Below are 22,911 nucleotides of genomic sequence, written 5' to 3' on the forward strand. Positions count from 1 at the left end.
GGGCGGTAGTTGTCCGCTTCGCTCCGTAGCGTTGTGGTCATGAACGACACCACGGACATCCGCCCCTTCACTCTCGACATCCCGCAGGCCGACATCGACGCGCTGCACGCCAAGCTGGACGCCACCCGCTGGCCCGATCCGCTGCCTGGCGACGGGTGGGACACGGGCGTGCCCGTGGCGTGGCTCCGGGAGCTCGCGCACTACTGGCGGCACGGCTACGACTGGCGCGAGGCCGAGGCGGAACTGGGCGCTCTGCCGCAGTTCACGACCACGATCGACGGCCAGCACATCCACTTCCTGCACGTGCGGTCGGCCGAGGCGGACGCGACGCCGCTGCTGTTGACCCACGGCTGGCCGGGGTCGATCGTCGAGTTCCTCGACCTCATCGGCCCGCTCACCGACCCTCGCGCCCATGGAGCGGCCGACGCGCCCGCGTTCCACGTCGTCGTGCCGTCGTTGCCCGGCTTCGGGCTGTCGGGCCCGATCACCGAGAGCGGCTGGGACAGCGGTCGCATCGCGAGGGCGTGGGCGGAACTCATGCGACGTCTTGGCTACGAGCGTTACGGCGTGCACGGCGGTGACATGGGCGCGGCCGTGTCACCCGCGGTCGGCAGGGTCGCGCCGGACGCGGTGGTGGGGGTGCACGTCAACGGCACTCCCGGTCTGCCCCCGATGTCGGTTTCCGAGGAGGAACGGGCTTCCTTGTCCGATCTGGAACGGGACAGGCTGCGGCGCATCGAGGCGTTCATGCAGGAGGAGTACGGCTACGTCGCCATCCAGTCCACGCGCCCGCAGACACTCGGTTACGGCCTGAGTGACTCGCCGGTGGCGCAGCTGGCGTGGATCATGGACAAGTTCCGCGAGTGGACCCACCCGCGTGAGGCGCTGCCCGACACCGTGATCGACCGCGACCGGCTGCTCACCAACGTGATGCTGTACTGGCTGACGGGCACGGCGAGCTCGGCCGCCTACGTCGGGTACGCGCAGGACGCGCCGTGGGGCGAGGTCAAGGAGAACTCGGGTGTCCCCACGGCGGTGATCGTGTTCGCGCACGACGTCGGCATCCGCCGCTACGCCGAGCGGGAGAACACGATCGTCCGCTGGACCGATGTGGACCGGGGTGGCCACTTCGCCGCGCTGGAGGAGCCCGAGCTGCTGCTCGCGGACCTGCGTGAGTTCTTCGGTGGGTTGACAGGCTGAAAGGCGGTGATCCGTTCGGTTCCGCGACCCGCTCCGCTGTCTCGATTCGAGCGGTGGGGCGGGTACGCGGGCCGAGGACGGGTGCGGCTGTGACGCCGATGGTCAGGTCACCGGAACCGGACTCGGCGACGGCAAGAAGACGATACTGTTGTGGGCGCCATGGATGTGCGGGCTTACGCGACCGCGGTCGCCGTGTGTGCCGGTCTGGCGGGCAGGTTGCCGGACGACGCCCTCAGCGCGGTGTGCGACCACTACGCCGGGGGAGAGCCGGAGCTGGCCGAGTCAACGTTGTTGTTGTCGCTCGCGCAGGAGCGAATCGGGATCACCGAGGAGGAGCGCCGGAACATCCGCTCGATCCTGGGGAACCCGGCTGACCCGGATCTCGACGATGTTCCGGTCGCCGAGGAGGTGCCACCACTGGCGTATCGCTTCGGCCCCGTGGGGCCGGCTGACGCGCCCGGCACGGAGAAGGCGGACGCCATCCTGTCGGCGGAAGCGGCTCGCCACGGTGGTCGCCGTTTGCGGCGTGCCTGGCGGGAGCCGCTGGAGGGCGCGCGGGACGGAGTCGCGTGGGTGTACGTGCTCCAGGTGGCTGAGGGCACGGACACGCTCGTCGCACGGGCGGGTCCGTCGTCGCGGCTGTGGGTCTTGTCGAAGGAGACGTGGCCGCTGGAGGTGGTCGTCGAGGGACGGCTGCTGCCGCCGTACCAGGCCGCCGCTCTCACCGCAGCACGCGAGGTGTGGTCGGCCTGAGAGCCGGGTGCGTCACAGCGAGGGCCGCCCTTGCATGTCCTCTGTGGATGGTGGGTATCGCGGGACGAATCGCCCGTGCTCACGCCGCGGCGCGGCTCGGCGAATCGCCGGAAAGCTGATTCCGATACGCCGCGAGGCGCGCGGTCCTGTTGACGGTGAGGGCCCCGACGAGACGCCCTTCGCGGTGGTAGCTCACCTCGAGGCGCCGTCCCATGAGGTCGTGTTCGTGCACGCGGACCTCGTCGTGCAATGCGGGAAGGCCGATCGAGCGGATGCGGGCGCCGTGCAGGTCGGACCAGAACGACGGTACCCCGGTGAACGCGGGCGCCTCGTCGGGGGAGAGGAGCGTGCGCGCCGCCGCCGCGCCCTGCTCCGCGGCGTTGGTCCAGTGGCCGAGCGGCATCGCCTCGCCGCCGGCGAGTGGCTGCGGAACTCTGGCCACGTCACCGGCCGCCACGACGCCAGGCACCACGGCTCCGTGGACGTCGAGCGCCCTCAGCTGCCGGTCGCAGCGCACCCCGTTCTCGATGTCGAGGCCCGAGCCTGCGAGCCAGGCCGTCGCCGGGACAGCACCGAGGGCGAGCAACACCACGTCGGCCGCGAGCGCCGTGCCGTCGGCCAGCTCGGCACCCGTGACCCGGCCGTCCTCGGAGCGGAACCGCGTCACGGTGGTGCCGGTGCGCAGGTCGATGCCCGCCTCGTGCTGGAGCGCGGCCACGAACGAGCCGACCTCCGCACCGGCGCTGCGGTCGAGCGGCTGCTGTCCCGAATGGACGATCGTGACCTCGGCGCCCCTGGTGCGTGCCGCTGCCGCGACCTCGTTGCCGAGGAAACCGCCGCCCACGACGACGAGCCGTGCGCAGGGACGCAGGTGCGCGCGCAGCGCGACGGCGTCGTCGCGGGTCCTGAGGGTGGCGACGCCGTGGGCGGGGACCTGCGCGGGGCGTGGCCAGCCGCGTGCGTCGGCTCCCGTGGCCAGCAGCACCCCGTCGTAAGGCAGGCGTGTGCCGTCGGCGAGGGTGATCACTCGCCGATCCGGCTCCAGGCGCACGGCAGGCGAACCGAGTCTCCACTCCACGTCGAGGTCGCCGGGCACGGGCAGGGCGACCTCGACCGGGGTGTCGGAGGTGAGCAGTTGTTTGGACAGCGGTGGGCGGTCGTAGGGCGGGTGGGTCTCCCCGCCGACGACGGTCAGGCGGCCGGTGAAGCCGTGCTGCCGCAGCGTTTCGGCCGCGCGCAGACCGGCGAGCGAGGCGCCGACGATCACCAGGTGCCGTGCGGTCACGACGAGTGCTCCGAGATGGTGATCGCGCGCACGGGGCAGCTGGCCGCTGCCGCCTTGACACGGTCGAGCAGCTCCGAGGGTGCGGTGTCGGCGTGGACGAGGCGGTCGTCGTCGTCGAAGGAGAAGACCTCGGGGGCGGCGAACACACACTGGCCGTGACTCTCGCACAGGGTCATGTCCACGTGGATGCGCATGGGTGACTCCGTTTCGCGGGGTGGGGGGAGGGCGGGGTTCAGCGTGGGGGTGGGTTGAATCGCGAGAAGGCGGGTTCGCTCCACCTCAGGGGACTGGCGTTGGTGATCTCTCTGACCGCGTCGATGGAGAACTCGACGAGTCGCTGGGCGCCGGGGAAGGAGGCGAGCGCGCCGGGGTCCCACACGGTGCGGGCCGTTCCGGTGAGGTGGAGCGCGGTTCCGGTGTCCCAGCCGGGGAAGACGAGCCCCGCCCTGGAATTGACGGCGAGGTTGCCCAGGGTGAGGAACATGGCGTTGCCGATGTAGTCGGGCCAGCGCAGCGTGGTGGGGGAGAGCACATCGACGAAGCCGGGATTGCCGCCACGGTGGGAGGCGTCGGCGTCGCCGCTGTCGGAGGCGGTGGCGACGAAGAAGGTGTCGGCCGCCCTGATCGTGTCCTGCTGGCCTTGGCTCAGCGCGGTGCTGTCGGTGACACGGCGGTCCTGCGGCGGAGGCGTGTCCGCGCGGTGCACGGGCTGCCTTTTCTGGATGTACTTGGGGCAGTTGGCGATGACCTGGTCGAGGTCGATCTCGATCCGGCCGCCATGCGTCACGGCGCGTCCGTTGAGCCGCATGCGGCGGCGAGTGGCGGGCTCGATCGCGATGGCGCCCACCCGCAGTGGTCGCCGTGGGTTCGCGTCGGCGATGGCGTCGGCCAGCGGATCGCCGGGCTGGGGCAGTGTCTCGACGACGAGACGGTCGGGTTCGGGGGCGCTCAGGAATCCGGGTTGTCCGACGAGCTGGGTCGCCCAGAGCCTGCCCTCGGCGTCGGGTGCACCGATGACGATCATGGGCTGGGTGGCGAGGAATGCCGCGGCCACCTCGGGAACGGCGTTGTGGATGCCGCCGAGGGAGAACCGAGCCTGGTCGCCGAGCCCGGCGCGCTCCTGCACCGCGCGTTCACCGCTGTGGTAGGTGGCCACGGCTGTCCTTTCGAAGATGGTGGGGTCGGTTTAGAAGAAGCCGCAGGTGGGGGCGCCGGCGACGGGTGCCTTCTTGGGGTCGGCCCCGGTGGGCGCGTAGATCTCCAGGCGGATGCCGTCGGGGTCGGAGAAGAAGATGCCGCCGGACTCGCCGTTCTCGCCGTGCGGCACGACGCCGTCGTAGGTGAACTCGGCGCCCAGTTCGCGCAGCACGTCGGCCTTGGCGTTCACCTCGTCGATGGTCTCGACCTGGAACGAGAGGTGGTGAAGGCCCGGCGTGTTCGTGCTGAACGTGCCCTCGCTCTGCTGCCACAGCGCGACGAGCAGCTGGCCGTCCCTGCCGAGGAAGGCCCAGCGGCGGTCGTCCTCCTTGCCCTCCGCCATCACCTCGAAGCCGAAAACGGTGCCGTAGAAGGTGATCGACCGGGCGACGTCGGTCACGTTGAGTCCGATGTGTCCGGTGGTCAGCTTGCCTTCAGAACTCACAGTCATCACATGCCTTGGGTCGGTGGTCGCGATCCGTCGCAACCAATGAAATGAACTTTAACGGTTAGAATTGGCGGCGTCAACCGGCTACCTGAAGAACATCGGTTAGACTCGTGTGGTAATGCCGACCGACACCCCGAGGACGAATCCGGTGACATCCGCAGCGGACCCGCGACCGCTCATCGGCGAGCCGCTGTCCATCGACCTGCTCAACACACGCTGGATCGACGGCGACGGTCGTCACGACCTGCTCACCGACGTCGAGGGGCTCGCCGTGTGGCTGTCGTCGCCGCACGTGCGCAGCGCACTCGGCGACCTCACCTCCGAGGCCGACGACGTCACTCTCGAACGACTACTGCTCGCGAGAACGGCGCTGGACGGCCTGATCGCGACACTGCCCGACTTCGACGGCGAGGCCGTCGCCTCGGCGAACGCGACCCTGGCCCACGGGTGGATCGAGAGATCACTCGCGGAGGAAGGGCCGCTCAGTGTCGTCAGGGTGGACGTGCCGTCCTGGGGCCCTGCGTGGGCGGCGATCGACGACTTCCTCCGCCTTGTCGGCGAACGTCCCGACCGCATCAGACCGTGTGCCAACCCCGCGTGCATCCTGCACTTCTACGACATCTCGAAGAGCGGACGGCGCCGCTGGTGCTCGATGTCGGGGTGCGGCAACCGCGCCAAGGCGCAGCGGCACTACCAGCGCACCACGAAAGGCTCGGCGTCATCCTGAGGCCGCGGTGCTCCAGCGCGCCCGAGGTCAACGTGCGCGTGCGCCGCTCCGGGACGGTCCGCGAACAACGGGCGGCCCTGGGGTGACGCTGGCGTGTCGCCGGTGTTCAGCCCCTGGCCGCCACACCCGCCCTGGCCTGCTGTTGCAGTGCCTCGTCGGCGGCGCCCAGCGCGAGGCGAACCGCGCCGAGGACCACCGCCTCCTGCCCCACGGTCGAGGCCGCCAGCCGCGGCGTGCGCACGCAGACATCGCCGATGTGCTTCTCCAGCCGGGGGAGCAGCAGGTCGCCCGCGCTCGCGAGCCCGCCACCGAGCACGATCATCTCGGGGTCCACGGTCAAGGTCATCGCCACAGCCTGGCGGGCCAGTACCGCGCAGAACCCGTCCACGATTTCCACGGCACTCGCCTCGCCCGCCCTGGCATCGTCAAGAATCCGTTCGGTCGCACTGTGGTCGCCGGTCCGGCCTGGCTCGCCGGTGGCGGGGCCCAGCAGCGCCTCCCGCGACCGCTCCCACGTGTCGAAGTCGAGCAGGCCGATCTCGCCTGCCGCGCCACCGAAACCGCGGTGCACCCTGCCGCCGAGAACGAGCCCGGCGCCGATGCGGCGCCCGATCAGCAGGTAGACGAGGTCATCGACATCCCGGGCGACGCCGTGCGCGCGTTCGGCCAGTGCCGCGAGGTTGGCGTCGTTGTCCACCAACACTGGGCAGGAGAACGAGCGGGAAAGCCTTCGTGCCAAGGGAAAATCGACCCAGCCTGGAATCACTGTGGACAGTGTGACGGTGCCGTCGGGTGCGATGATGCCGGGGCAGCCGACCGCCACGGCCATCACCTGTGAGCGTTCGACGCCCGGGCTGGTCAGGCACCTGGTTCCGACGTCGCGTACCACGGCGAGCCTGGCCTCCGCGTCGAGTGCCGGATCGACCCGGGTCTCCGCCATGTGCACGGTCTCGCCGTTGAGGTCGGCGAGAACACCGAGCACTCTGTGTGCGCCGACGTCGAGGCCGAGGACGTAGCCGCTGTCGCCGCGGAAGGCGAACCGTCGCGCGGGGCGGCCGACCCTGCGTTGCCTGGCCTGGTGCTCGGCGGCCCAGCCCTGCGCCACGAGGTCGTCAACGGCGGCCTCCACGGTGGGCCGGGACAGGCCCGTGGCGCGGGCGAGGTCGGTGATCGTGGCGGGACCCGACTCGCGCAGTGCCGAGAGCACGGCGACCGAGTTGATCAACCGCAGGAGCGACTGGCCGCCGCTCTCGGGGCGTGAAGTGGACACGAACTCTCCCTTGACCAGACGCCAATCATCGTAGAGCATGCCACATTAATTAAAGGAAGTTTCGTTAATAACTCCCTGGGAGGACCTGTGCCAGCGCCGGTCACCATCGCCGTAGTGGGCGCGGGTGTGCGAGGACGGACCTACGCCGCGTGCGCCGCGGCCACGGGTAAGGCGACGGTCGTCGCCGTCGCCGAACCACGCGCCCAAGCCCGCGACACGCTCGCCGCCGAGCACGGCATCGGCGCCGACGCCGTGTTCGACGACTGGCGCGCGTTGCTGGAACGGCCACGGATCGCCGACGTCGCGGTGATCGCCACCCAGGACGCCGACCACGTGGAACCCGCCGTCGAGCTGGCGCGGCGCGGCTACCACCTGCTGCTCGAGAAGCCGATGGCCACCTCGGAGGCCGACTGCGAGCGCATCGTCTCCGCGGCCGAGGACGCGGGCGTGCTGCTGGCCGTGTGTCACGTGTTGCGCTACATGCCGTACTCGCGTCGGCTGAAGGCCATCGTGGACAGTGGCCGCATCGGCGACATCGTCAGCGTCGAGCACCTCGAACCGGTGGGGTGGTGGCACCAGGCGCACTCCTACGTGCGCGGCAACTGGCGCAGGGAGGACACCTCCACGTTCATGCTCATGGCGAAGTCGTGCCACGACCTCGACTGGCTGACCCACCTGATCGGCAGGCCCGCGGTGCGGGTGTCGTCCTTCGGTGGCCTGTACGAGTTCCGCCCGGAACGCAGGCCCGACGGCGCTGCCGACAGGTGCCTCGACTGCGCCGTCGAACCGACGTGCCCGTACTCGGCGCCCCGCATCTACCGGCCCCTGCTCGACGAGCCCGACCGGCTGTGGCCGCTGTCGGTGGTCACCGACGATCGCACCGAGGAGGGGTTGCTCTCCGCGCTGCGCGACGGCCCCTACGGCCGCTGCGTCTACGCCTGCGACAACGACGTCGTGGACCACCAGGTGGTGAACCTCGAATACACCGAAGGAGTCACCGCCTCGTTCACCATGACCGCGTTCACCCCGCTGGACTTTCGCAAGACCCGCGTGTTCGGCACCCGAGGCTCCATCGAAGGTGACGGGCGCACGATCACCGTGCACGACTTCCTCGACGGAACCGAGGTGATCGACGTCGAATCCTCGGGCGGAGCCACGGCCGACGACGGGCACGGCGGCGGGGACCAGGGCTTGGTCGAGGCATTCGTGGAGGCGGTGGCCACCGGCGACGCCGGGCACATCCTGTCGAGCGGAAGGGAAAGCCTCGACACCCACCGGCTCGTGTGGGCGGCGGAACGCGCACGGCGAACCGGCACCGTCGTCACCCTCACCGACCCGGTGCCCTCGGCCACAGCGCACCACATGGCAGCACCAGGCACAGCATCGACAGATTCAGCACCCTCAGGGGCCCATTCGGAGGTGGCACGATGAGAAAAGCGACGATCGCCCGGATCGCCGCGGCGTTGACCGGAGTCCTTGTGGCGACGGCCTGCGGTTCGGACCAGGGCGGAGAAGGCGGCGGCGACCCGGACGGGCGCGGGCCCATCACGTTCGCCACGATCAAGGACGGCACCGGCACGGTGCCGAAACTGGTCGAGAAGTGGAACGCCGAGCACCCCGACGAGAAGGTGACGATCGTCGAGTTGCCGGAGGGCGCCGACGGTCAGCGGCAGAAGCTCGTCCAGCAGGCACAGACGGCGTCCGGCTCCCACGACGTCATCACCATCGACATCCCGTGGAACGCCGAGTTCGCCGCCCGCCGGTGGATCACCGAGCTGCCGGAGGACTCCTTCGACGTTGACGGGTTCTTCCCCTCGGCGCTGGAGGGTTCGCGGTACCGGGGCAAGCTGTACTCGATCCCGCACTTCACCGGCTCCGCCATGCTGTACTACCGCGAGGACCTGCTGAAGAAGGTGGACGCGGAACCACCCGCGACGTGGGCAGAGATGTGGGACGTGTGCGAGAAGGTGCTCTCGCTGCCCGATGCGAAGGGCATGTCCTGCTACACCGGTCAGCACGACAAGTACGAGGGCCTCACCGTGAACTTCCTTGAGGCCGTCGCTTCGGCGGGCGGGCAGGTCTTCGATGAGTCGGGCAAGCCAGCCGTCGATACGCCGGAGGCCGCCGAGGGGCTGAGGTTCCTCGTCGATGGCTTCGCCGAGGGGCACATTCCCTCCGACGCCATCACGTACAAGGAAGAGGAGGGCCGCCGCGCCTTCCAGCAGGGCGATCTGGTGTTCCACCGCAACTGGGCCTACATCTACGCCCTCGCCAGCGCCGACGACGGCTCCTCCGAGGTGGCTGGCAGATTCGGTGTCACCGTGCTCCCGGGGCAGGACGCCGAGGGTGTGTCGGCGCTCGGCGGGAACAACCTCGCCGTGTCGGCGTTCTCGACCAAGCAGGCCACCGCGCGCGACTTCATCGCCTACCTCACGAGCCTCGACGTCCAGCTGGAGCACGCCGAGGGCTCCGCGTATCCGATGACGCGCACCGAGGTGTACTCCGATCCGGACCTGAAGAAGCAGTACCCGTACCTGACCGTGTTGAAGGAGGGCATCGAGCGGGCCCAGCCGCGCCCCTCGATCGTCCGCTACGGCGACGCGAGCACCGTCATCCAGAACCATGTCTACGCCGCGTTGAAGGGTGAGAAGACGGTGGACGACGCGCTGGCCGCGATGCAGAAGGAACTGACCCAGCTCACGCAGGGGTCCTGACGTCGATGGCACGGTCGAGTCAGGGGCGCACTGCGGCGCTGCTGCTGTCCCCGACGATCCTCGTGCTCGGACTCGTGGTGGGATATCCGCTGCTGGCCGCGTTGCGCGAATCGCTGTACCGCAGCGGCGACGAGATCGACGAGTCGGGTTTCATCGTCACCGGTGAACGGTTCGTCGGCGTGGACAACTACGCCGACGCCTTCGCGGGGGAGAGGTTCTGGAACGCCTTCGGCAACACCACGCTGTTCACCGTCACCACGGTGGCCGCCGAGGTGCTCATCGGTGTGGCCATGGCGCTGGTGATGCACCGCGCCATGCGCGGGCGGGCGCTGGTGCGGGCCGCGATCCTCGTGCCGTGGGCGATCCCCACTGCCGTGGCAGGCCTGCTCTGGCAGTGGATCTTCCAGGCCGACGGTGTCGCCAACGCCGTCCTCGGCACCGGTCTCCTGTGGACGGGCGATGGCTGGGCCTCGCAGCTCGCGGTGATCATTGCCGACACGTGGAAGACGGCGCCGTTCGTCGGGCTGCTCGTCCTCGCCGGGTTGCAGCTCATCCCGAACGACGTCTACGAGGCAGCGCGGCTGGACGGCGCGAGTGGCTGGCAGCAGTTCTGGCGGGTCACACTCCCGCTGGTCAAGCCTGCCCTGCTGGTGGCTGTCCTGTTCCGGCTGCTCGACGCGCTGCGGATGTTCGACCTGCCGTTCGTGCTCGTCGGCGCACAGAAGGCGTCGGTGGAGACGTTGTCGATGCTGGCGTGGGACGAGGCGAACCAGGTCCGGTACGGGCCTGCCGCCGCCTATGCGGTGCTGCTGTTCTGCTACATCGCCGTGGTGGTGTTCGTGTTCGTGAAACTGCTCGGGGCCGACCTGCTCGGTGAGCGCAAGGCGCGCAGGACCTCGGAGGTGTCCGCGTGAGCACGACCAGCTCCGGTGAACGCACCCTTGGTGCCACCGTGCGCCGCATCGCGCCCTACGTGGGCGTCGCGGTGATCATCCTGTACTGCCTCGCCCCGTTCTACTGGATGGTGGTGTCGAGTTTCCGGCGCACCAGCGACATCTTCGACCTCTCGGCGCTTCCCTCGCCGTGGTCGCTGGAGAACTACCGCGCCGTGTTCAGCGGCGACAACGAGTTCGGCAGCGCACTACTGAACAGTCTCGTGGTGGCCGGTGTCACCACGGCGGCCACCGTCCTGGTGGCGACACTCGCCGCGTACGCGCTGGCGAGGCTCGAGTTCCGGTTCAAGAACGCCGTGCTCGCGATCGTGATCGCGACCTCGATGTTCCCCGGGATTTCACTCCTCGTCCCTCTCCTGAAGCTGTTCACCGACATCGGCTGGATCAACACTTACCAGTCGATGATCGTGCCCAACCTCTCGTTCGCGCTGCCACTGGCGATCTGGTATCTCACCACGTTCTTCCGCCAGTTGCCGTACGAGCTGGAGGAGGCGGCGCGGGTGGACGGCTGCACACCGGGGCAGGCGTTCCGCAAGGTGATCCTGCCGATCGCGGTGCCCGGTGTGTTCACCACGGCCATCATCGTGTTCGTGGTGGCGTGGAACGAGTTCATCATCGCGCTCACCATGGTCAACGACCCTTCGATGCAGACGGTCACCGTCCGCATCTCGCAGTTCGTCGGCGTCGCCGTGCACGACAGCCCGTTCGGCACGCGCATGGCCGCAGGCGTCATCGCCACCGTTCCCCTCGTGATCGCGGTCCTTCTGTTCCAGCGGCGGATCGTCGCGGGACTCACGTCAGGGGGCGTCAAATGACCCACGAAGGAGCAGCAGTGTCCGAACCCGACGAGGTGTTACCGAACAGACGCGACTTCCTCACCCTCGCAGGACTGACCACGGCCGCCGTGGCACTCGGCAGCGGCGTGCCCGTCAACGCGGCCCAGACGGCGGCACCGTCACGCGGCAGGGTGCCGTCGGAGCCGTTCACACTCGGCGTGGCATCCGGCGATCCCGAACCCACGAGCGTGGTGCTGTGGACACGGCTGGCTCCCGACGCGCTGGCCGCCGACGGCCACGGCGGGATGCCGAGGGAGAACGTCGATGTCCACTACGAGGTGGCCGAGGACGAACGGTTCTCCCGTGTCGTCCACAGGGGCCGCGCGGTGGCCACGCCGGAACTGGCGCATGCGGTGCATCCCGAGGTCGAGGGCCTGCGACCGGGCCGGGAGTACTTCTACCGGTTCCGCGCCGGTGACCACCTCAGCCCCGTCGGCCGCACCCGCACGGCTCCCGAGCGCGGGGAGGCGGTGAACGAGCTGCGGTTCGCGAGCGCGTCGTGCCAGGCGTGGTACCACGGTCACTTCACGGCCTACCGGCACCTCGCCGACGAGGACGTCGATCTGGTGTTCTTCCTCGGCGACTACGTCTACGAGTACGCGATCAACGAGGGCAACCTGTGGCGGCAGGGTGTCGCGCTCGGACCGGAACACAACGCGACGGTGCGGACCCTTGAGCAGTACCGGCTCCGCTACGCGCTGTTCAAGACCGACCCGCACCTCCAGCGCGTCCACGCCCTCGCGCCTTGGGTGTCCACATGGGATGACCACGAGGTGCAGAACAACTACGCCGACGCCCACTCGCAGTACGGCATCTCGGTGCCCGACTTCGAGCGGCAGAGGGCCGTGGCCTACCGCGCCTACTACGAGAACCTGCCGCTGCGGCGCTCCACCCTGCCGCACGGCCCCGACATGCGCCTCTACCGGCGGCTGCGGTGGGGTTCACTCGCCGACGTGCATGTGCTCGACACGCGTCAGTACCGCGACGACTTCCCCGAGGACACCAGCGCGGGCGGCGAGCACACCGACCCCGGCCGCTCCATCCTCGGCCGTGACCAGGAACGGTGGTTGGAGCAGGGACTGCGGCGTTCCACGGCGACGTGGACGATGCTCGCCCAGCAGGTCGTCATGGCGCAGATCGACAGGGACACCGGTCCGGGCCGCACCTTCAGCATGGACCAGTGGGACGGCTTCACAGCCAACCGCGACCGCGTGTTCGACGCCGTGCGCCGCTACGGGATCGACAACCTGGTCGTGCTGACCGGCGACATCCACCGGCACGTCGCGGCCGACCTCAAAGCCGACTTCACCGATCCCGCCTCGGCCACGATCGGGTCCGAACTCGTCGTCGGGTCGGTGGGCTCCGACGGTGACGGCGCCGTCAGGGACAACTACACCGACCTGTGGCTGTCCAATCCGCACGTGAAGTTCTACGACGGTCGCAGGGGATACCTGGTGGGCACGATGACATCACGGGAGCTGACGGCGGAGTACAAAGTGGTCGATCACATCGAGCGCGACGACGCCGCCCCGGTGTCCACCTCGGCTCGATTCGGCATCGAGGCCGGCAGCCCCGGTCTGAAGCGGGAGGCGTGATGAGTGCGAGCAACGGCACGGTGCCGTCGGCGACCGACCTCGCCGCGAAGGGCGAGCTGGGCCGGATCGAGGTGAGCTGGTCGGCGCGGCGGCAGTACCAGCCGCTGGTCGATCACTTCGCGGTGTACGCGGCGCGGCAGCGGAACTTCCGTCCTTCGCCGGACACCCTCGTCGGCAAGACGATCGACACCCATTTCCGGCACGGCGACCTCGGGCCTGAAGGGCAGACCTGGTACTACCAGGTGATCACGGTGGACGCCTCGGGCAAGGCGAGCGAGCCTTCGGGACCGGTCAAGGGAACCTCGGTGGAGTCGGTCACCGTGGCCGGAACACCCGTGGCCGTGGTGGGCGAGTTCGACCGCAGGTCGCTGGAACTGGCGCTGGCGCCCAACGGCTACCGCGACTACCTCAGCACGTTCCCTGACGGCGCCGACTACACCCACGGCGTCAGCAGCCCCGGCACCCACTGGCCCTACCTGCACCCCGGCAGGGCCGACAAGTGGGCTGGCAGTAAGGCGCACACCTTCCGCCTGCGGTTCACGCTCCCCGAGAAGCCGGGAGCCGATCTGGCGCTGGCGATCTGGCTGATCGACACCCACGCCAGCATCCCGGGCGTGCTGGACATCTCCTGCAACGGCACCGCCGTGGCCGGGGTGCCGCTGGAGAGGGGCGCCACGAAGGGGTCGTTGCAGGGCGACGCCACCGTGCCCGGCAGTCCGCTTGTACCGTCCATGGTGGAGCTTCCGATTCCCGCGTCCGCGTTACGATCCGGTGAGAACGTCCTCACCCTGCACAAGGACGAAGGCTCCTGGCACGCCTACGACGCACTCGGCGTGTTCGCGCCGCGCCGGTGACTGTCGTGCTCCGGCCCTCGCCCGCTGTCGGTGCGGGCCGGAGCACCCGGCCGCATCCACCTGCTCGACCCCGACATGGGGTGGTTGCCCACCGGTGTGGACTTTCCCGTGCGAATCGTCATCGACACGCGGCATCGCCTGAAGCGCGGTTATACCGCGATGGATTCGTCCCGTGCGTGCTCGTGGGCTCGGGTCTCACGACACTGGCGGTGGTGAAGCCGTGGGGGTGCTGTGGTGCGTCCGGCGCCGTTGACACCGCTCACGAGACCAGCACGGCAGGTCAGGCTCGCCAGTCCTCGCGCAGCAGTTCGTACTCCACCTCGCCGTGCTCCGAGCCTGGAATCGGGTCGGGCCAGTCCTCGTGGAACGTCCGGATGTGCCGAAGGCCAGCCTTCTCCAGCACGCGGCGGGAGGCGTGGTTCACCGCCATCGTCGTCGCGTACACCCGCCGCACACCGAGTTCGGTGAACCCAAGCCGCACCAGTGCGCGCGCTCCCTCGGTGGCGAGCCCCGTTCCCCAGAACCGGCGGTGCAGCCGATACCCGAGCTCCACGTCGTCGAGCGACTCGGGGCCGTCCGGCTGGAGCTCGAACCAGCCGAGGAACTCTCCGCCTGCCTCGGCGGCGAACACGCCGAGCCCGCCGATCCGGTCGTAATCGGCCAGCAGCGACGGCAGGGTCTCGCGCTTCACCACGTCGGCGGGCACTGGCTTGCCGTCACCCAGGAACCGCATCACCTCCGCGTCGCCGTGCAGTGCGGCCAGCTCGTCGCCGTCGTCGGCGGTGAAGCGGCGGAGCATCATGCGTTCGGTGGTGCAGAAGACGGTCACGGCGGCGACGATGCCGCGACGACGAGTGTCACCGCAACCGTCTTTCGCGGACGCGGGTCTCTATCCTGGCCCGGCGATCATCGACACCGCGTCCACAGGAGGCAACGGCCACATGTCCGCCAGCACTGGGTCCGCCGAGCACGAGGAAGCGGGAGCGGCCACGCCATCCCCCACGAGGAGCGGGGAGAGATCGGGTACCGCAAGGAACTGTCGTCGTTGCAGCTCCAGATGATCGCCTTCGGTGGAGCCGTCGGTGTCGGCCTCTTCCTCGGGCTCGGCGAACCGCTGAACGCGGTCGGACCCGGACTGGTGATCTCGTACCTTGTCGTCGGTGTCCTGGTGTATCTGCTGATGCGGGCGCTCGGCGAGATGACCGTGTACCGGCCGACCACGGGAGGGTTCGTCTCGTACGCGAGGGAGTTCGTCGGTCCCCGGTTCGCCCACCTGACGGGGTGGATCTACGTGACCGTCGCCCTGCTGGTCGGCATCGCCGAGATCTCCGCCGTCGGCGTCTACACCGCCTACTGGTTCCCCGGCGCGCCCGCGTGGTTGTCGCCGCTGGTGGCGATGGCGCTCGTGTTCGGCACCAACGTGCTGACCGTGCGTGCCTTCGGGCTCGTCGAGAGCGTCGCCGCCGCGATCAAGGTGATCGCCGTGCTGCTGTTCCTCGTCGTCGGCACGCTGGTGGTCGTGTTCGGTGGTTCAGCGACCCCGGACGCGAGCGTGGCGAACCTCTGGGAGGGCGGCTTCCTTCCCAACGGCGTGTGGCCGGTGGTCCTGGTGATGCAGGCGGTGGTGTTCTCGTTCTCCGCGGTCGAGGTCACCGCCACCGCGGCCGGTGAGGCGAGGGATACCGCGAGGTCGATGCCGAAGGTCGTCCGCGGTGTGGTGTTCCGGCTCGGCCTGTTCTACGTCGGGTCGGTTCTCGTGCTCGCGATGCTGTTGCCCACCGGCCGGTACAGCGCGGACGAGTCGCCGTTCGTCACCGCGCTCGCGAGCCTCGGCGTGCCGCACGTCGGGGGGATCATGAACGCCGTCGTGCTCAGCGCGTCGCTGTCCGGCGTGAACGCCGCCCTCTACGCGACGGTGCGGCTGCTGCGTAACCTCGCGGCCCACGGTTCGGCTCCGAAGGCGACCGTGACGATCAACAGCAGGGGAGTGCCTGCCGGAGCGCTGGTCTTCACGGCTGTGGTCTACCTGGCCGGGGTGCTGCTGATCCTGTTCGCGGACGCGGGGGCGATCTTCTCGCTCGCGCTCGGCGCGGCATCGGTGGGCATCCTCCTCGGCTGGATGTCCATTTTCGTTTCCCACCTGCGTTTCCGCGCAAGGGTGCGGGACGGGCTGATCGCCGGGGCCGGGTTCCGGATGCCCGGCTCGCCGTACACGGACTGGTGCTGCCTCGCCGTCCTCGCGGTGATCTTCGGTTCTCTCGTTCTCGACAGCGACACGTCCTACGCCGGGCTCATCGCCACTGTGGCGCTGATCGTGGTGCACGGGGCGACCTACGAGATCGCCAGACGCCGCGTCGCCCGCAACGGCCTGCCCGACGTGACCCCCGCAGGGCAGGTGGGGACCTGATCCCACCGCACCCTGCGGGGAGCGCGTCACACCTTCTCCGTGGACCGTTCCACCCCGGAGTCCCAGCACTGGATGCCCCGCACGTCGGGCATGCTCTCGCGCGTGAAAACGGGGTCGAGGCCGTCCTTGCGCTGCTTCTCGTAGTCCTTGAGCAACCGGATCACGAGCGCCCCGAGCGGGGCGACGGCGAGCAGGTTCACCACCGCCATCAGGCCCATGGTGACGTCGGCGAAGCTCCACACCAAATCGAGGGAGCTGACCGCGCCGAGGTAGAGCATGCCGAGCACGGTGAGGCGGAACAGCGGCACGATGCGGTCGTTGCCGGTGAGGAACCGCAGGTTCGCCTCGCCGTAGAACGTGTTGCCCAGCACGGACGTGAAGGCGAGCAGGAGCACGATCACCGTCAGCAGGTGCACGGCCCAGGAGCCGAGGTTGGTCTCCAGGGCGGTCTGGGTCAGCGCGGCGCCGACGTCCTCGCCGTAGACGGGATCGGAGACGAGGATGATGAACGCTGTGATGGAGCACACGATGAGCGTGTCGAAGTAGACGCCGAGCGTCTGCGCGAGCCCTTGCTTGGCGGGGTGGCTCACCGCGGCACTGGCACCGGCGTTGGGGGCCGAACCCATACCGGCTTCGTTCGAGAACAGGCCCCGGCGGATGCCCTGCATGATGGCCGTGCCCACGGCGGCGCCGCCGATCTGCTCGAAGCCGAAGGCCGAGCCGACGATGCTCGCGAACACCTCGGGTACCTTCTCCACGTTCATGCCCACCACGACGAGCCCCACCAGCAGGTAGATCAACGCCATGAACGGCACGGCCAGCGACGCGACGTAGGCGATGCGGCGCACACCGCCGAGGATCACGACACCCACGAGCGCGACGAGCGCGATGCCGATGACCGGAGCGAGCCAGCCGGAGGGCTCGGCGTCACCGGTGATCGTCGTGATCGAGGTGGACACGACGTCGGTGATGCTGTTGGCCTGCACCATGTTGAAGCTGAAGCCGAACGTGAAGATGATGACGACGGCGAAGATCACGCCCATCCAGCGGGCGTTCAGACCGTGCTGCATGTAGTACGCGGGGCCGCCCCGGTAGCCGTAACGGTCGCGCACCTTGAACAGCTGCGCGAGCGTGGACTCCGCGAAAGCGAGCGCGCCGACGATGATCGCCATCACCCACATCCAGAACACGGCGCCGGGTCCGCCGACCGCGATGGCGATCGCCACACCGGCCACGTTGCCCGTGCCGATGCGGGCCGCGGCGGAGATGGAGAAGGCCTGGAACGACGAGATGGACCGCTTCCCGTCCGGCGCCTTCTCCGGCGCTCCCCGCAGGTCACGCAGCATCTGCGGGATCATCCGAAACTGGACACCCGCGGTGCGCACGGTGAAGTAGAGACCGAGTAACACCAGAATCGGGATGACGAGGTACGTCCAGAAGACGTCGTTCACCTCGCCGATGAGTTCCATCAGCGCGTCCATGCGCCCGCTCCTCACCTTGTGGGTCGTCGGGGGGTCTTGAATCGCGCGACAGTGTACGCAGGCGGGTGATGCGTTTCGTGAGCTCGGGGTGGCCAGGACCCAGGACGGCCCTGGCCACCCCGAGCCGGACGAGGTACCCGGGGCGGAGACGAAGCTCCTCGGCCGTCGCCGGAACCTCCCGTTCGGGCTGTGTCGAAAGCGCCGGTTCAGCCGTGCAGCGCCCGTTTCATGACCTTGCCCATGTCGTTGCGGGGCAGCGCGTCGAGGAACCGCACCACGCGGGGGCGTTTGTGCGGGGTGAGCAGAGTGGCGACGTGCTCGGCCAGTTCCTCTTCCGACGGCGGGGTGCCCTGCGGCACGACCCATGCCACGATCCGCTCGCCGAGGTCGGCGTCCGGTTCGCCGGTGACGGCGGCCTCGGCGACCCCGGGGTGTTCGAGCAGGGCGTTCTCGATCTCGCCCGCACCGATGCGATACCCACCGCTCTTGATCAGGTCGGTGGCTTTGCGTCCCACGATGCGCACATATCCGTCGGGGTCGCGCACAGCCATGTCACCGGTGCGAAACCATCCGTCGTGAAATGCCCCCTCGGTCGCGTCGGGCCGGTTCAGGTACTCGGTGAACAGGTTGGGGCCCCGCACCTCGATCTCGCCGACCGTCTCGCCGTCCCACACCTCGATGGGCGTGCCCTGCTCGTCAACCAGCCGCAGTTCGACTCCGGGCAGCGGCAGGCCGACCGTGCCCGGCCTGCGTTCGCCGTCGGCCCGCACGCTGGTGTTCATCAGTGTCTCGGTCATGCCGTAGCGCTCGACGATCCGCTGCCCTGTGGCGGCGGTGATGCGCTCGTGGTCATGCACGGGCAACGCCGCCGACCCCGACACCAGCAGCCGGGCACCGGCCAGTGCCTCCGCGAGACCGGCGTCGCCCGCGACCTCGCCGGCGATCCGGTGATACATCGTGGGAACGCCGAACATCATGGTGGCGCCGGTGGTCAGCTCGGCGGCCACGGCGGCGGGGGAGAACCGGCCCACGTGCCGGACGCTGCCGCCCCTGCGCAGCGGCCCGAGGATGCCCAGGATCAGGCCGTGGACGTGGAACAGCGGCAGAGCGTGGATGAGGACGTCGTCGGCGGTCCACTGCCAGGCGTCGCCGAGTGCGTCGAGGGTGCTCACCACGGCGCGCCGGGGCAGCACGACGCCTTTGGGCGCTCCGGTGGTGCCCGACGTGTAGACGACGAACGCGGGCGACTCGTCGTCCGTGTCGTTTTCGCAGGGCGGGTCGGCCCTGTCGGCGAGACCGACCTCGACGCGGGTGACGGAGTCCAGGCCCGGGGGCAGGCTGGCGCCGGGCTCGGTGAGGACGAGTCCCGGCTCGCTGTCGGCGACGATGTGGGCCAGCTCGCGCTGCCCGATCTTGGGGTTGATCGGCACGGCGGGCACGCCCGCGAGCAGGGCCGCGACGGTCGCCACGGCGGTCTCCAGGCTCGGGGTGGCCCACACGGCCACGCGCGGGGACTCGCCCCCTGCCGAGCGGATCCGGTGGGCGAGCGCGCCCGCTGTCGCGGCGAGTTCGCCGTAGGTCAGCCCGCGGTCGCCGAACCGCAGCGCGGGATCGTCGCCGGATGTCCGGAGGGCGGGAAAGAGCACGGTCACCGAATCTCCTTGTCGCCGACAGTGTCGTGGTCTGGGCTGTCAGCGGCCTATGGTGCCAGGCTCAGGGGGCCGCGATCGCGTTGTCCGAGGTAGCGGCGAGACGGTGGACGATGCGACCAGCCTCACCAGCGGCGGCTCAGGCCGTCCAGTAGGGCGCGGACCGGAACGGACGGGGCGAAGCGGGGGTCGGGCAGTGTGCACTGCTGGAACAGCAGGCCCTCCAGCAGTGCGCGCAGGGCGGCGAAGTCGCGTTCGGGGTGAGGGGAGCCGAGTCGCCGCAGCCACGGTGCCCCCCAGGTCTGGAGGCGTTGCCGTCGTGACTCGACCTGCTCGCGAAGGTGCTCGCGGTGCGCGGCTTCGAGGAAGATCGCGTGCCGGGCGAGTGTGGCGGTGCGGGCCGTCGAGGCGAGCTCGTCCACGAACTGGGCCACGGCCTCGGCGAAACCGTCGAGAGTGAGGGCGCTGGTGTCCAGGTCGGCCGAGAACAGGCCCCACGCCTGCTCGTCCTGGGCGACGAGCCGGTCGAGAACGCCCGCGACGAGGGCGTCGCGGTTGCGGAAGTAGTTCGACGTCGAGCCCTCGGGCAGCCGTGCCTCGGCATCCACGGCCCTGTGTGTGAGCTGCCGCGTTCCCTGCGATCCGAGGACCCGGATCGCGGCGTTGAGCACCTGGTCCCTGCGTGTCGTCACGCCCACACACTACTCCCGTAGTGATGCCACTACATGTGTAGTACGGTCGGGGTATGGAAGCTCGGATAGTCGGTGGTGGGATCGGCGGGCTCGCCGCGGCGGCGGGGCTGACTCTGGCGGGCTGGCGCGTCCACGTGTACGAGCGGGCCGATGCGCTCGCCGACGACGGCGCGGGCCTCGGCATGTGGCCGCGCGCGCTGAGGGCACTCGACGCGCTGGGCCTCGGCGACGAACTGCGCAGGCGTGCGGCACCACAGCAGCCGGGCGTGATCCGGACCCTCGACGGCGGCACGCTCGCGACGATCGACACGGATCGCATCCGCCGCAGGGCAGGCGAGACAGTGCACGTGGTGGCGCGTCCCGACCTGCTCGCGCTGCTGTTCGAGTCGCTTCCCGACGGCACCGTCCACTTCGGCGAGCAGGCGCCCTACGACGTTGACGCGGACGTGGTGATCGGCGCCGACGGTGCGCAGCGCCGTCCGCCGCCGCCTCTTCGGCGCGCGATACGGCCTTCGCGACACGGGGCGGACGGTGTGGCGCGGTGTGCTGGACGTCCGGGTCGAGGGGGCGGGGGAAGTCTGGGGGCCCGGCGCGAAGTTCGGCTACACGCCATTGACCGGCGGCCGCACCAACTTCTACGCCGTACTGCCGGTGGCCTCGCCTCCCGGTGATCCGGTGAGGGAGCGCGACCTTCTGCTGGGCCACTTCGGACGATGGCCGGAACCGGTTCCCTCGATACTGCGGCAGGCCGATCCGGCGCGGTTGCTCTGCCACGGCCTTCGCTATCTCGGTCCCAAGCTGCCCCGTTATGTCAGCGGGCACACCGCGTTGATCGGCGATGCCGCCCACGCGATGACACCGGACCTCGGGCAGGGCGCCTGCCAGGCACTGATCGACGGGCTGACACTGGCCCGTTGTCTCGCGACGGCCTCGACGAGGGGCGACATCGCCACGGCGTTGCGTGACTACGACCGGCAACGGCGCGGGCCGACCCAGCGGATCGCGACAGCCGCACGGTGGGTCGGCCGCCTGAGCACGGCGCGCCGTGCCACGCGCGTGCGTGACGTGCTGGTGCGCGCGGCGGCGGCCGTCTGACTCGGTCGTCCGGCGTGCTCCTGGCCGGTGGGTCGCGGCCTGCCTGCCCGTGACACGCGGGACGGTGCGCCGCCACCCTGTCACGTGCGGGGCCGTGCCGCGGGCGTGACCGCCCGCCGGTCACCCGGCGAGGTCGGCGGCGGCCTGTGCGAGGTCGGCGGTGAGCGTGGCCGAGAGAGCGGCGTCGCGCTGCACGCTGTTGCGGCGTTCCCAGTATCCGCGGGTGGTGGAGGCGTTGGCGTGTCCCGCCCACTCCTGCACCTCCTGCAACGGCTTTCCCTTGTCGAGCAGGGCGGTGATGGCCGTGGCCCTGAGCACGTGCGGGGTGACCTTCCTCGGTTCGCGCAGGCCGGCGTGGCGGGCGAGGCGCCGCGTGATGCTGATGAGCTGGTGCCGGTCGCGGCGCAACCCGGTCTCCGGGTGGACGAGCACGGGGCCGGTGCTCCGGCCGTCGAGGTAGGCGGTCAGGTGCGGGGTGGCCGCGTCGCCGAGCCTGCGGCGCACCCAGCGGCCACCTTTGCGGGCCACCGACAACACCGGCGGCACATGTGCGTGATCGAGGTTGTCGATGTCGAGCGACACCACTTCGGACTCCCGCAACCCCTGGGTGAACAGCAACTCGAACACGAGGTGTTCCTCGTGGCTCGAACACGCCGAGGCGAGTGCGGCCACCTCGGGCAGTTCGAGCACGCGGGTGGCGCCGGGAGGGCGGCCGTTGGTCGAGGTCCCGATGGGCGGTGCGTGGGTGGGCAGGTGCACCGGGTTCTCCACGGCGAGGCGGTGTGCTCGCCTGGCGTGGTCGAAAAGGGACGACAGCGCGGAGAGGTAGCGGCGCTGGGTGCGCGCCGACCAGCCCTTGCTCTTGGCGTAGAGCGACCAGGCCGTCACGGTGTCGAACGTCATGGCGTTCAGCAGGTCGGCAGGCGTGCGGCCGGTGGCGGCGGCGAACCACTCGGCGATGCGGCAGATGTCGTCGGCGTAACCGCGTTTGGTGTCGAGGGAACGCCGCTGGTAGCTGGACAGCCAGTGCAGCACCACCCCGAACGTGGTTCTGTCGAGGGTTCGCGACAGCCTGTCGAGGCGTTCGGCGCCGATGTCGGCCATCAACTGGTGGGCAACGACGGCGTCCACTCGGTGTGCGGGCAGTCCGGGGGAGGGCAGCGCGCGGTGGGCGGGCTCCAGCGCCGTCGTGAAGGCGTCCGGCTGCGTGGCCGGGTGGTCGGGGAGGTGTGTGGTCATCGCGATCCGGAGAGCAGCGAACGGGTTCGGGCAGGCGCCCACGGCGGGATCTCGCCGAGGATGTCGGCGAGGGTGACCCCCGCGAGGCTGCGTTTCCACGCCTCGTGTGCTTCGGCCATCTTGACCGCGATCACGCACGTGTGACGGCAGTCCTCAGGGGACAGTGCTCCTCGGCCTTGCTGCCGGATCTCGTGGCATTCGTACGGAGAAGCGGCGCCGTCCACGGCCTCCACGATCTGCAGGAGCGTGATGTCGGTGGCGGGCCTGGCGAGGCGGTAGCCGCCGCGAGGCCCCGGGGTCGCGGTGAGCACCCCCGCCTTGGCCAGCGCCTTGAGCTGCTTCGCCAGATACGGCGCGGGCAGGTCGAAGTAGTCAGCGAGCTGGGCCGCCGAGGCGGTCGCTCGTGGTTCGAGCTGCGCCAGCGTCGTGGCGCAGTGCAAGACCCATTCCGTGCTCACCGGCAGCTTCACAGGACCAGTGTATCGAAGATATTGCGGATCTATTTAGTCCGCGATA

At 69.7% G+C, this 22,911-nt stretch carries 23 protein-coding genes; 12 read left to right on the plus strand and 11 right to left on the minus strand.

Translation table 11 applies throughout. The features are described from left to right. Positions 1-39 precede the first annotated feature (39 nt). Entirely contained in the window at positions 40-1,200 is a 1,161-nt protein-coding gene (locus tag SACXIDRAFT_RS20290; protein ID WP_040922831.1) for an epoxide hydrolase family protein, read from the plus strand. A 159-nt stretch (positions 1,201-1,359) separates the two neighbouring features. After that, positions 1,360-1,953 carry a hypothetical protein gene (locus SACXIDRAFT_RS20295; RefSeq protein ID WP_006240557.1) on the plus strand — a complete coding sequence of 198 codons (594 nt, stop codon included), beginning with the start codon at positions 1,360-1,362 and terminating at the stop codon, positions 1,951-1,953. A 79-nt stretch (positions 1,954-2,032) separates the two neighbouring features. Here SACXIDRAFT_RS20295 and SACXIDRAFT_RS20300 read toward each other — a convergent pair whose 3' ends face one another. Genes SACXIDRAFT_RS20300 through SACXIDRAFT_RS20315 form a run of 4 tightly spaced genes read right to left on the minus strand, consistent with a single transcriptional unit; the run spans position 2,033 to position 4,886 of the window. Beyond that, positions 2,033-3,238 (minus strand): NAD(P)/FAD-dependent oxidoreductase, encoded by a 1,206-nt coding sequence (locus tag SACXIDRAFT_RS20300; protein WP_006240558.1) that lies wholly within the window; start codon positions 3,236-3,238, stop codon positions 2,033-2,035. Then, complete coding sequence (locus tag SACXIDRAFT_RS20305) at positions 3,235-3,432, minus strand: ferredoxin (RefSeq protein WP_006240559.1); 198 nt, start codon at positions 3,430-3,432, stop codon at positions 3,235-3,237. The genes SACXIDRAFT_RS20300 and SACXIDRAFT_RS20305 overlap by 4 nt, the downstream gene beginning before the upstream one ends. Before the next feature lie 38 nt (positions 3,433-3,470). Continuing rightward, positions 3,471-4,394 (minus strand): pyridoxamine 5'-phosphate oxidase family protein, encoded by a 924-nt coding sequence (locus tag SACXIDRAFT_RS20310; protein ID WP_006240560.1) that lies wholly within the window; start codon positions 4,392-4,394, stop codon positions 3,471-3,473. Between the two features lie 30 nt (positions 4,395-4,424). Then, positions 4,425-4,886 (minus strand): VOC family protein, encoded by a 462-nt coding sequence (locus SACXIDRAFT_RS20315; RefSeq protein ID WP_006240561.1) that lies wholly within the window; start codon positions 4,884-4,886, stop codon positions 4,425-4,427. 145 nt (positions 4,887-5,031) lie between these two features. On the opposite strand from SACXIDRAFT_RS20315, the gene SACXIDRAFT_RS20320 reads away from it, so the two are divergent. Beyond that, positions 5,032-5,610, plus strand: coding sequence for a CGNR zinc finger domain-containing protein (locus tag SACXIDRAFT_RS20320; RefSeq protein ID WP_006240562.1), 579 nt, complete (start codon positions 5,032-5,034; stop codon positions 5,608-5,610). Between the two features lie 106 nt (positions 5,611-5,716). Here SACXIDRAFT_RS20320 and SACXIDRAFT_RS20325 read toward each other — a convergent pair whose 3' ends face one another. Further along, positions 5,717-6,880: an ROK family transcriptional regulator gene (locus SACXIDRAFT_RS20325; RefSeq protein WP_232285350.1), complete on the minus strand. Its 1,164-nt coding sequence runs from the start codon at positions 6,878-6,880 to the stop codon at positions 5,717-5,719. A gap of 87 nt (positions 6,881-6,967) precedes the next feature. Here SACXIDRAFT_RS20325 and SACXIDRAFT_RS20330 point away from each other — a divergent pair, with 87 nt between their 5' ends. The 6 genes from SACXIDRAFT_RS20330 to SACXIDRAFT_RS20355 are packed head-to-tail and all read left to right on the plus strand — an operon-like array spanning position 6,968 to position 13,832. Continuing rightward, a complete protein-coding gene (locus SACXIDRAFT_RS20330) occupies positions 6,968-8,311 on the plus strand; it encodes a Gfo/Idh/MocA family protein (protein ID WP_006240564.1) in 1,344 nt (447 codons plus the stop codon). Next, on the plus strand, positions 8,308-9,594 hold the full coding sequence (locus SACXIDRAFT_RS20335; RefSeq protein ID WP_006240565.1) for an ABC transporter substrate-binding protein: 1,287 nt from the start codon (positions 8,308-8,310) through the stop codon (positions 9,592-9,594). Before SACXIDRAFT_RS20330 ends, SACXIDRAFT_RS20335 begins: the two co-directional genes overlap by 4 nt. A 5-nt stretch (positions 9,595-9,599) precedes the next feature. Further along, on the plus strand, positions 9,600-10,508 hold the full coding sequence (locus SACXIDRAFT_RS20340) for a carbohydrate ABC transporter permease (protein ID WP_006240566.1): 909 nt from the start codon (positions 9,600-9,602) through the stop codon (positions 10,506-10,508). Beyond that, positions 10,505-11,362 (plus strand): carbohydrate ABC transporter permease, encoded by an 858-nt coding sequence (locus SACXIDRAFT_RS20345; RefSeq protein WP_006240567.1) that lies wholly within the window; start codon positions 10,505-10,507, stop codon positions 11,360-11,362. Before SACXIDRAFT_RS20340 ends, SACXIDRAFT_RS20345 begins: the two co-directional genes overlap by 4 nt. Beyond that, positions 11,359-12,978: an alkaline phosphatase D family protein gene (locus tag SACXIDRAFT_RS20350; protein WP_040922303.1), complete on the plus strand. Its 1,620-nt coding sequence runs from the start codon at positions 11,359-11,361 to the stop codon at positions 12,976-12,978. The genes SACXIDRAFT_RS20345 and SACXIDRAFT_RS20350 overlap by 4 nt, the downstream gene beginning before the upstream one ends. Continuing rightward, positions 12,978-13,832, plus strand: a complete 855-nt coding sequence (locus SACXIDRAFT_RS20355; protein WP_006240569.1) for a polysaccharide lyase family protein — start codon at positions 12,978-12,980, stop codon at positions 13,830-13,832. Before SACXIDRAFT_RS20350 ends, SACXIDRAFT_RS20355 begins: the two co-directional genes overlap by 1 nt. A gap of 280 nt (positions 13,833-14,112) precedes the next feature. On the opposite strand, the gene SACXIDRAFT_RS20360 is transcribed toward SACXIDRAFT_RS20355, so the two are convergent. Next, entirely contained in the window at positions 14,113-14,661 is a 549-nt protein-coding gene (locus SACXIDRAFT_RS20360) for a GNAT family N-acetyltransferase (RefSeq protein WP_006240570.1), read from the minus strand. Between the two features lie 216 nt (positions 14,662-14,877). Between SACXIDRAFT_RS20360 and SACXIDRAFT_RS20365 the strand changes: the two genes are divergently transcribed. Beyond that, the gene (locus SACXIDRAFT_RS20365; RefSeq protein ID WP_006240571.1) at positions 14,878-16,239 is read left to right on the plus strand and encodes an amino acid permease; all 1,362 of its coding nucleotides are present in this window, start codon (positions 14,878-14,880) and stop codon (positions 16,237-16,239) included. A 26-nt stretch (positions 16,240-16,265) separates the two neighbouring features. On the opposite strand, the gene SACXIDRAFT_RS20370 is transcribed toward SACXIDRAFT_RS20365, so the two are convergent. From SACXIDRAFT_RS20370 to SACXIDRAFT_RS20380, 3 genes are all read right to left on the minus strand, one after another. Continuing rightward, positions 16,266-17,720, minus strand: coding sequence for an alanine/glycine:cation symporter family protein (locus SACXIDRAFT_RS20370; RefSeq protein ID WP_006240572.1), 1,455 nt, complete (start codon positions 17,718-17,720; stop codon positions 16,266-16,268). Between the two features lie 206 nt (positions 17,721-17,926). Continuing rightward, the gene (locus SACXIDRAFT_RS20375; protein ID WP_006240573.1) at positions 17,927-19,372 is read right to left on the minus strand and encodes an acyl-CoA synthetase; all 1,446 of its coding nucleotides are present in this window, start codon (positions 19,370-19,372) and stop codon (positions 17,927-17,929) included. Positions 19,373-19,494: 122 nt separating this feature from the next. After that, the gene (locus SACXIDRAFT_RS20380) at positions 19,495-20,061 is read right to left on the minus strand and encodes a TetR/AcrR family transcriptional regulator (protein WP_040922834.1); all 567 of its coding nucleotides are present in this window, start codon (positions 20,059-20,061) and stop codon (positions 19,495-19,497) included. 53 nt (positions 20,062-20,114) lie between these two features. Here SACXIDRAFT_RS20380 and SACXIDRAFT_RS23660 point away from each other — a divergent pair, with 53 nt between their 5' ends. Further along, a complete protein-coding gene (locus tag SACXIDRAFT_RS23660) occupies positions 20,115-20,732 on the plus strand; it encodes an FAD-dependent oxidoreductase (protein ID WP_232285351.1) in 618 nt (205 codons plus the stop codon). A gap of 4 nt (positions 20,733-20,736) precedes the next feature. After that, a complete protein-coding gene (locus SACXIDRAFT_RS23665) occupies positions 20,737-21,156 on the plus strand; it encodes an FAD-dependent monooxygenase (RefSeq protein ID WP_232285352.1) in 420 nt (139 codons plus the stop codon). 120 nt (positions 21,157-21,276) lie between these two features. Here the strand turns inward: SACXIDRAFT_RS23665 and SACXIDRAFT_RS20390 are convergent, their stop codons facing one another. Both SACXIDRAFT_RS20390 and SACXIDRAFT_RS20395 read right to left on the minus strand, forming a co-directional pair. Then, complete coding sequence (locus SACXIDRAFT_RS20390; RefSeq protein WP_006240575.1) at positions 21,277-22,395, minus strand: tyrosine-type recombinase/integrase; 1,119 nt, start codon at positions 22,393-22,395, stop codon at positions 21,277-21,279. After that, on the minus strand, positions 22,392-22,865 hold the full coding sequence (locus tag SACXIDRAFT_RS20395) for an RrF2 family transcriptional regulator (RefSeq protein WP_006240576.1): 474 nt from the start codon (positions 22,863-22,865) through the stop codon (positions 22,392-22,394). Before SACXIDRAFT_RS20395 ends, SACXIDRAFT_RS20390 begins: the two co-directional genes overlap by 4 nt. Positions 22,866-22,911: the final 46 nt, after the last annotated feature.

Origin of the sequence: Saccharomonospora xinjiangensis XJ-54, from assembly GCF_000258175.1 — a bacterium.
In the GTDB taxonomy this organism is placed as follows: domain Bacteria; phylum Actinomycetota; class Actinomycetes; order Mycobacteriales; family Pseudonocardiaceae; genus Saccharomonospora; species Saccharomonospora xinjiangensis.

What these genes read in the sequence shown, in the direction of transcription:
- SACXIDRAFT_RS20390 (WP_006240575.1), bottom strand. Translation starts at nt 22,395, where the DNA reads ATGACCACACACCTCCCCGACCACCCGGCCACGCAGCCGGACGCCTTC.
- SACXIDRAFT_RS20370 (WP_006240572.1), bottom strand. Translation starts at nt 17,720, where the DNA reads ATGGACGCGCTGATGGAACTCATCGGCGAGGTGAACGACGTCTTCTGG.
- SACXIDRAFT_RS20350 (WP_040922303.1), top strand. Translation starts at nt 11,359, where the DNA reads ATGACCCACGAAGGAGCAGCAGTGTCCGAACCCGACGAGGTGTTACCG.
- SACXIDRAFT_RS20340 (WP_006240566.1), top strand. Translation starts at nt 9,600, where the DNA reads ATGGCACGGTCGAGTCAGGGGCGCACTGCGGCGCTGCTGCTGTCCCCG.
- SACXIDRAFT_RS20335 (WP_006240565.1), top strand. Translation starts at nt 8,308, where the DNA reads ATGAGAAAAGCGACGATCGCCCGGATCGCCGCGGCGTTGACCGGAGTC.
- SACXIDRAFT_RS20355 (WP_006240569.1), top strand. Translation starts at nt 12,978, where the DNA reads ATGAGTGCGAGCAACGGCACGGTGCCGTCGGCGACCGACCTCGCCGCG.
- SACXIDRAFT_RS20295 (WP_006240557.1), top strand. Translation starts at nt 1,360, where the DNA reads ATGGATGTGCGGGCTTACGCGACCGCGGTCGCCGTGTGTGCCGGTCTG.
- SACXIDRAFT_RS20315 (WP_006240561.1), bottom strand. Translation starts at nt 4,886, where the DNA reads ATGACTGTGAGTTCTGAAGGCAAGCTGACCACCGGACACATCGGACTC.
- SACXIDRAFT_RS20305 (WP_006240559.1), bottom strand. Translation starts at nt 3,432, where the DNA reads ATGCGCATCCACGTGGACATGACCCTGTGCGAGAGTCACGGCCAGTGT.
- SACXIDRAFT_RS20290 (WP_040922831.1), top strand. Translation starts at nt 40, where the DNA reads ATGAACGACACCACGGACATCCGCCCCTTCACTCTCGACATCCCGCAG.
- SACXIDRAFT_RS23660 (WP_232285351.1), top strand. Translation starts at nt 20,115, where the DNA reads ATGGAAGCTCGGATAGTCGGTGGTGGGATCGGCGGGCTCGCCGCGGCG.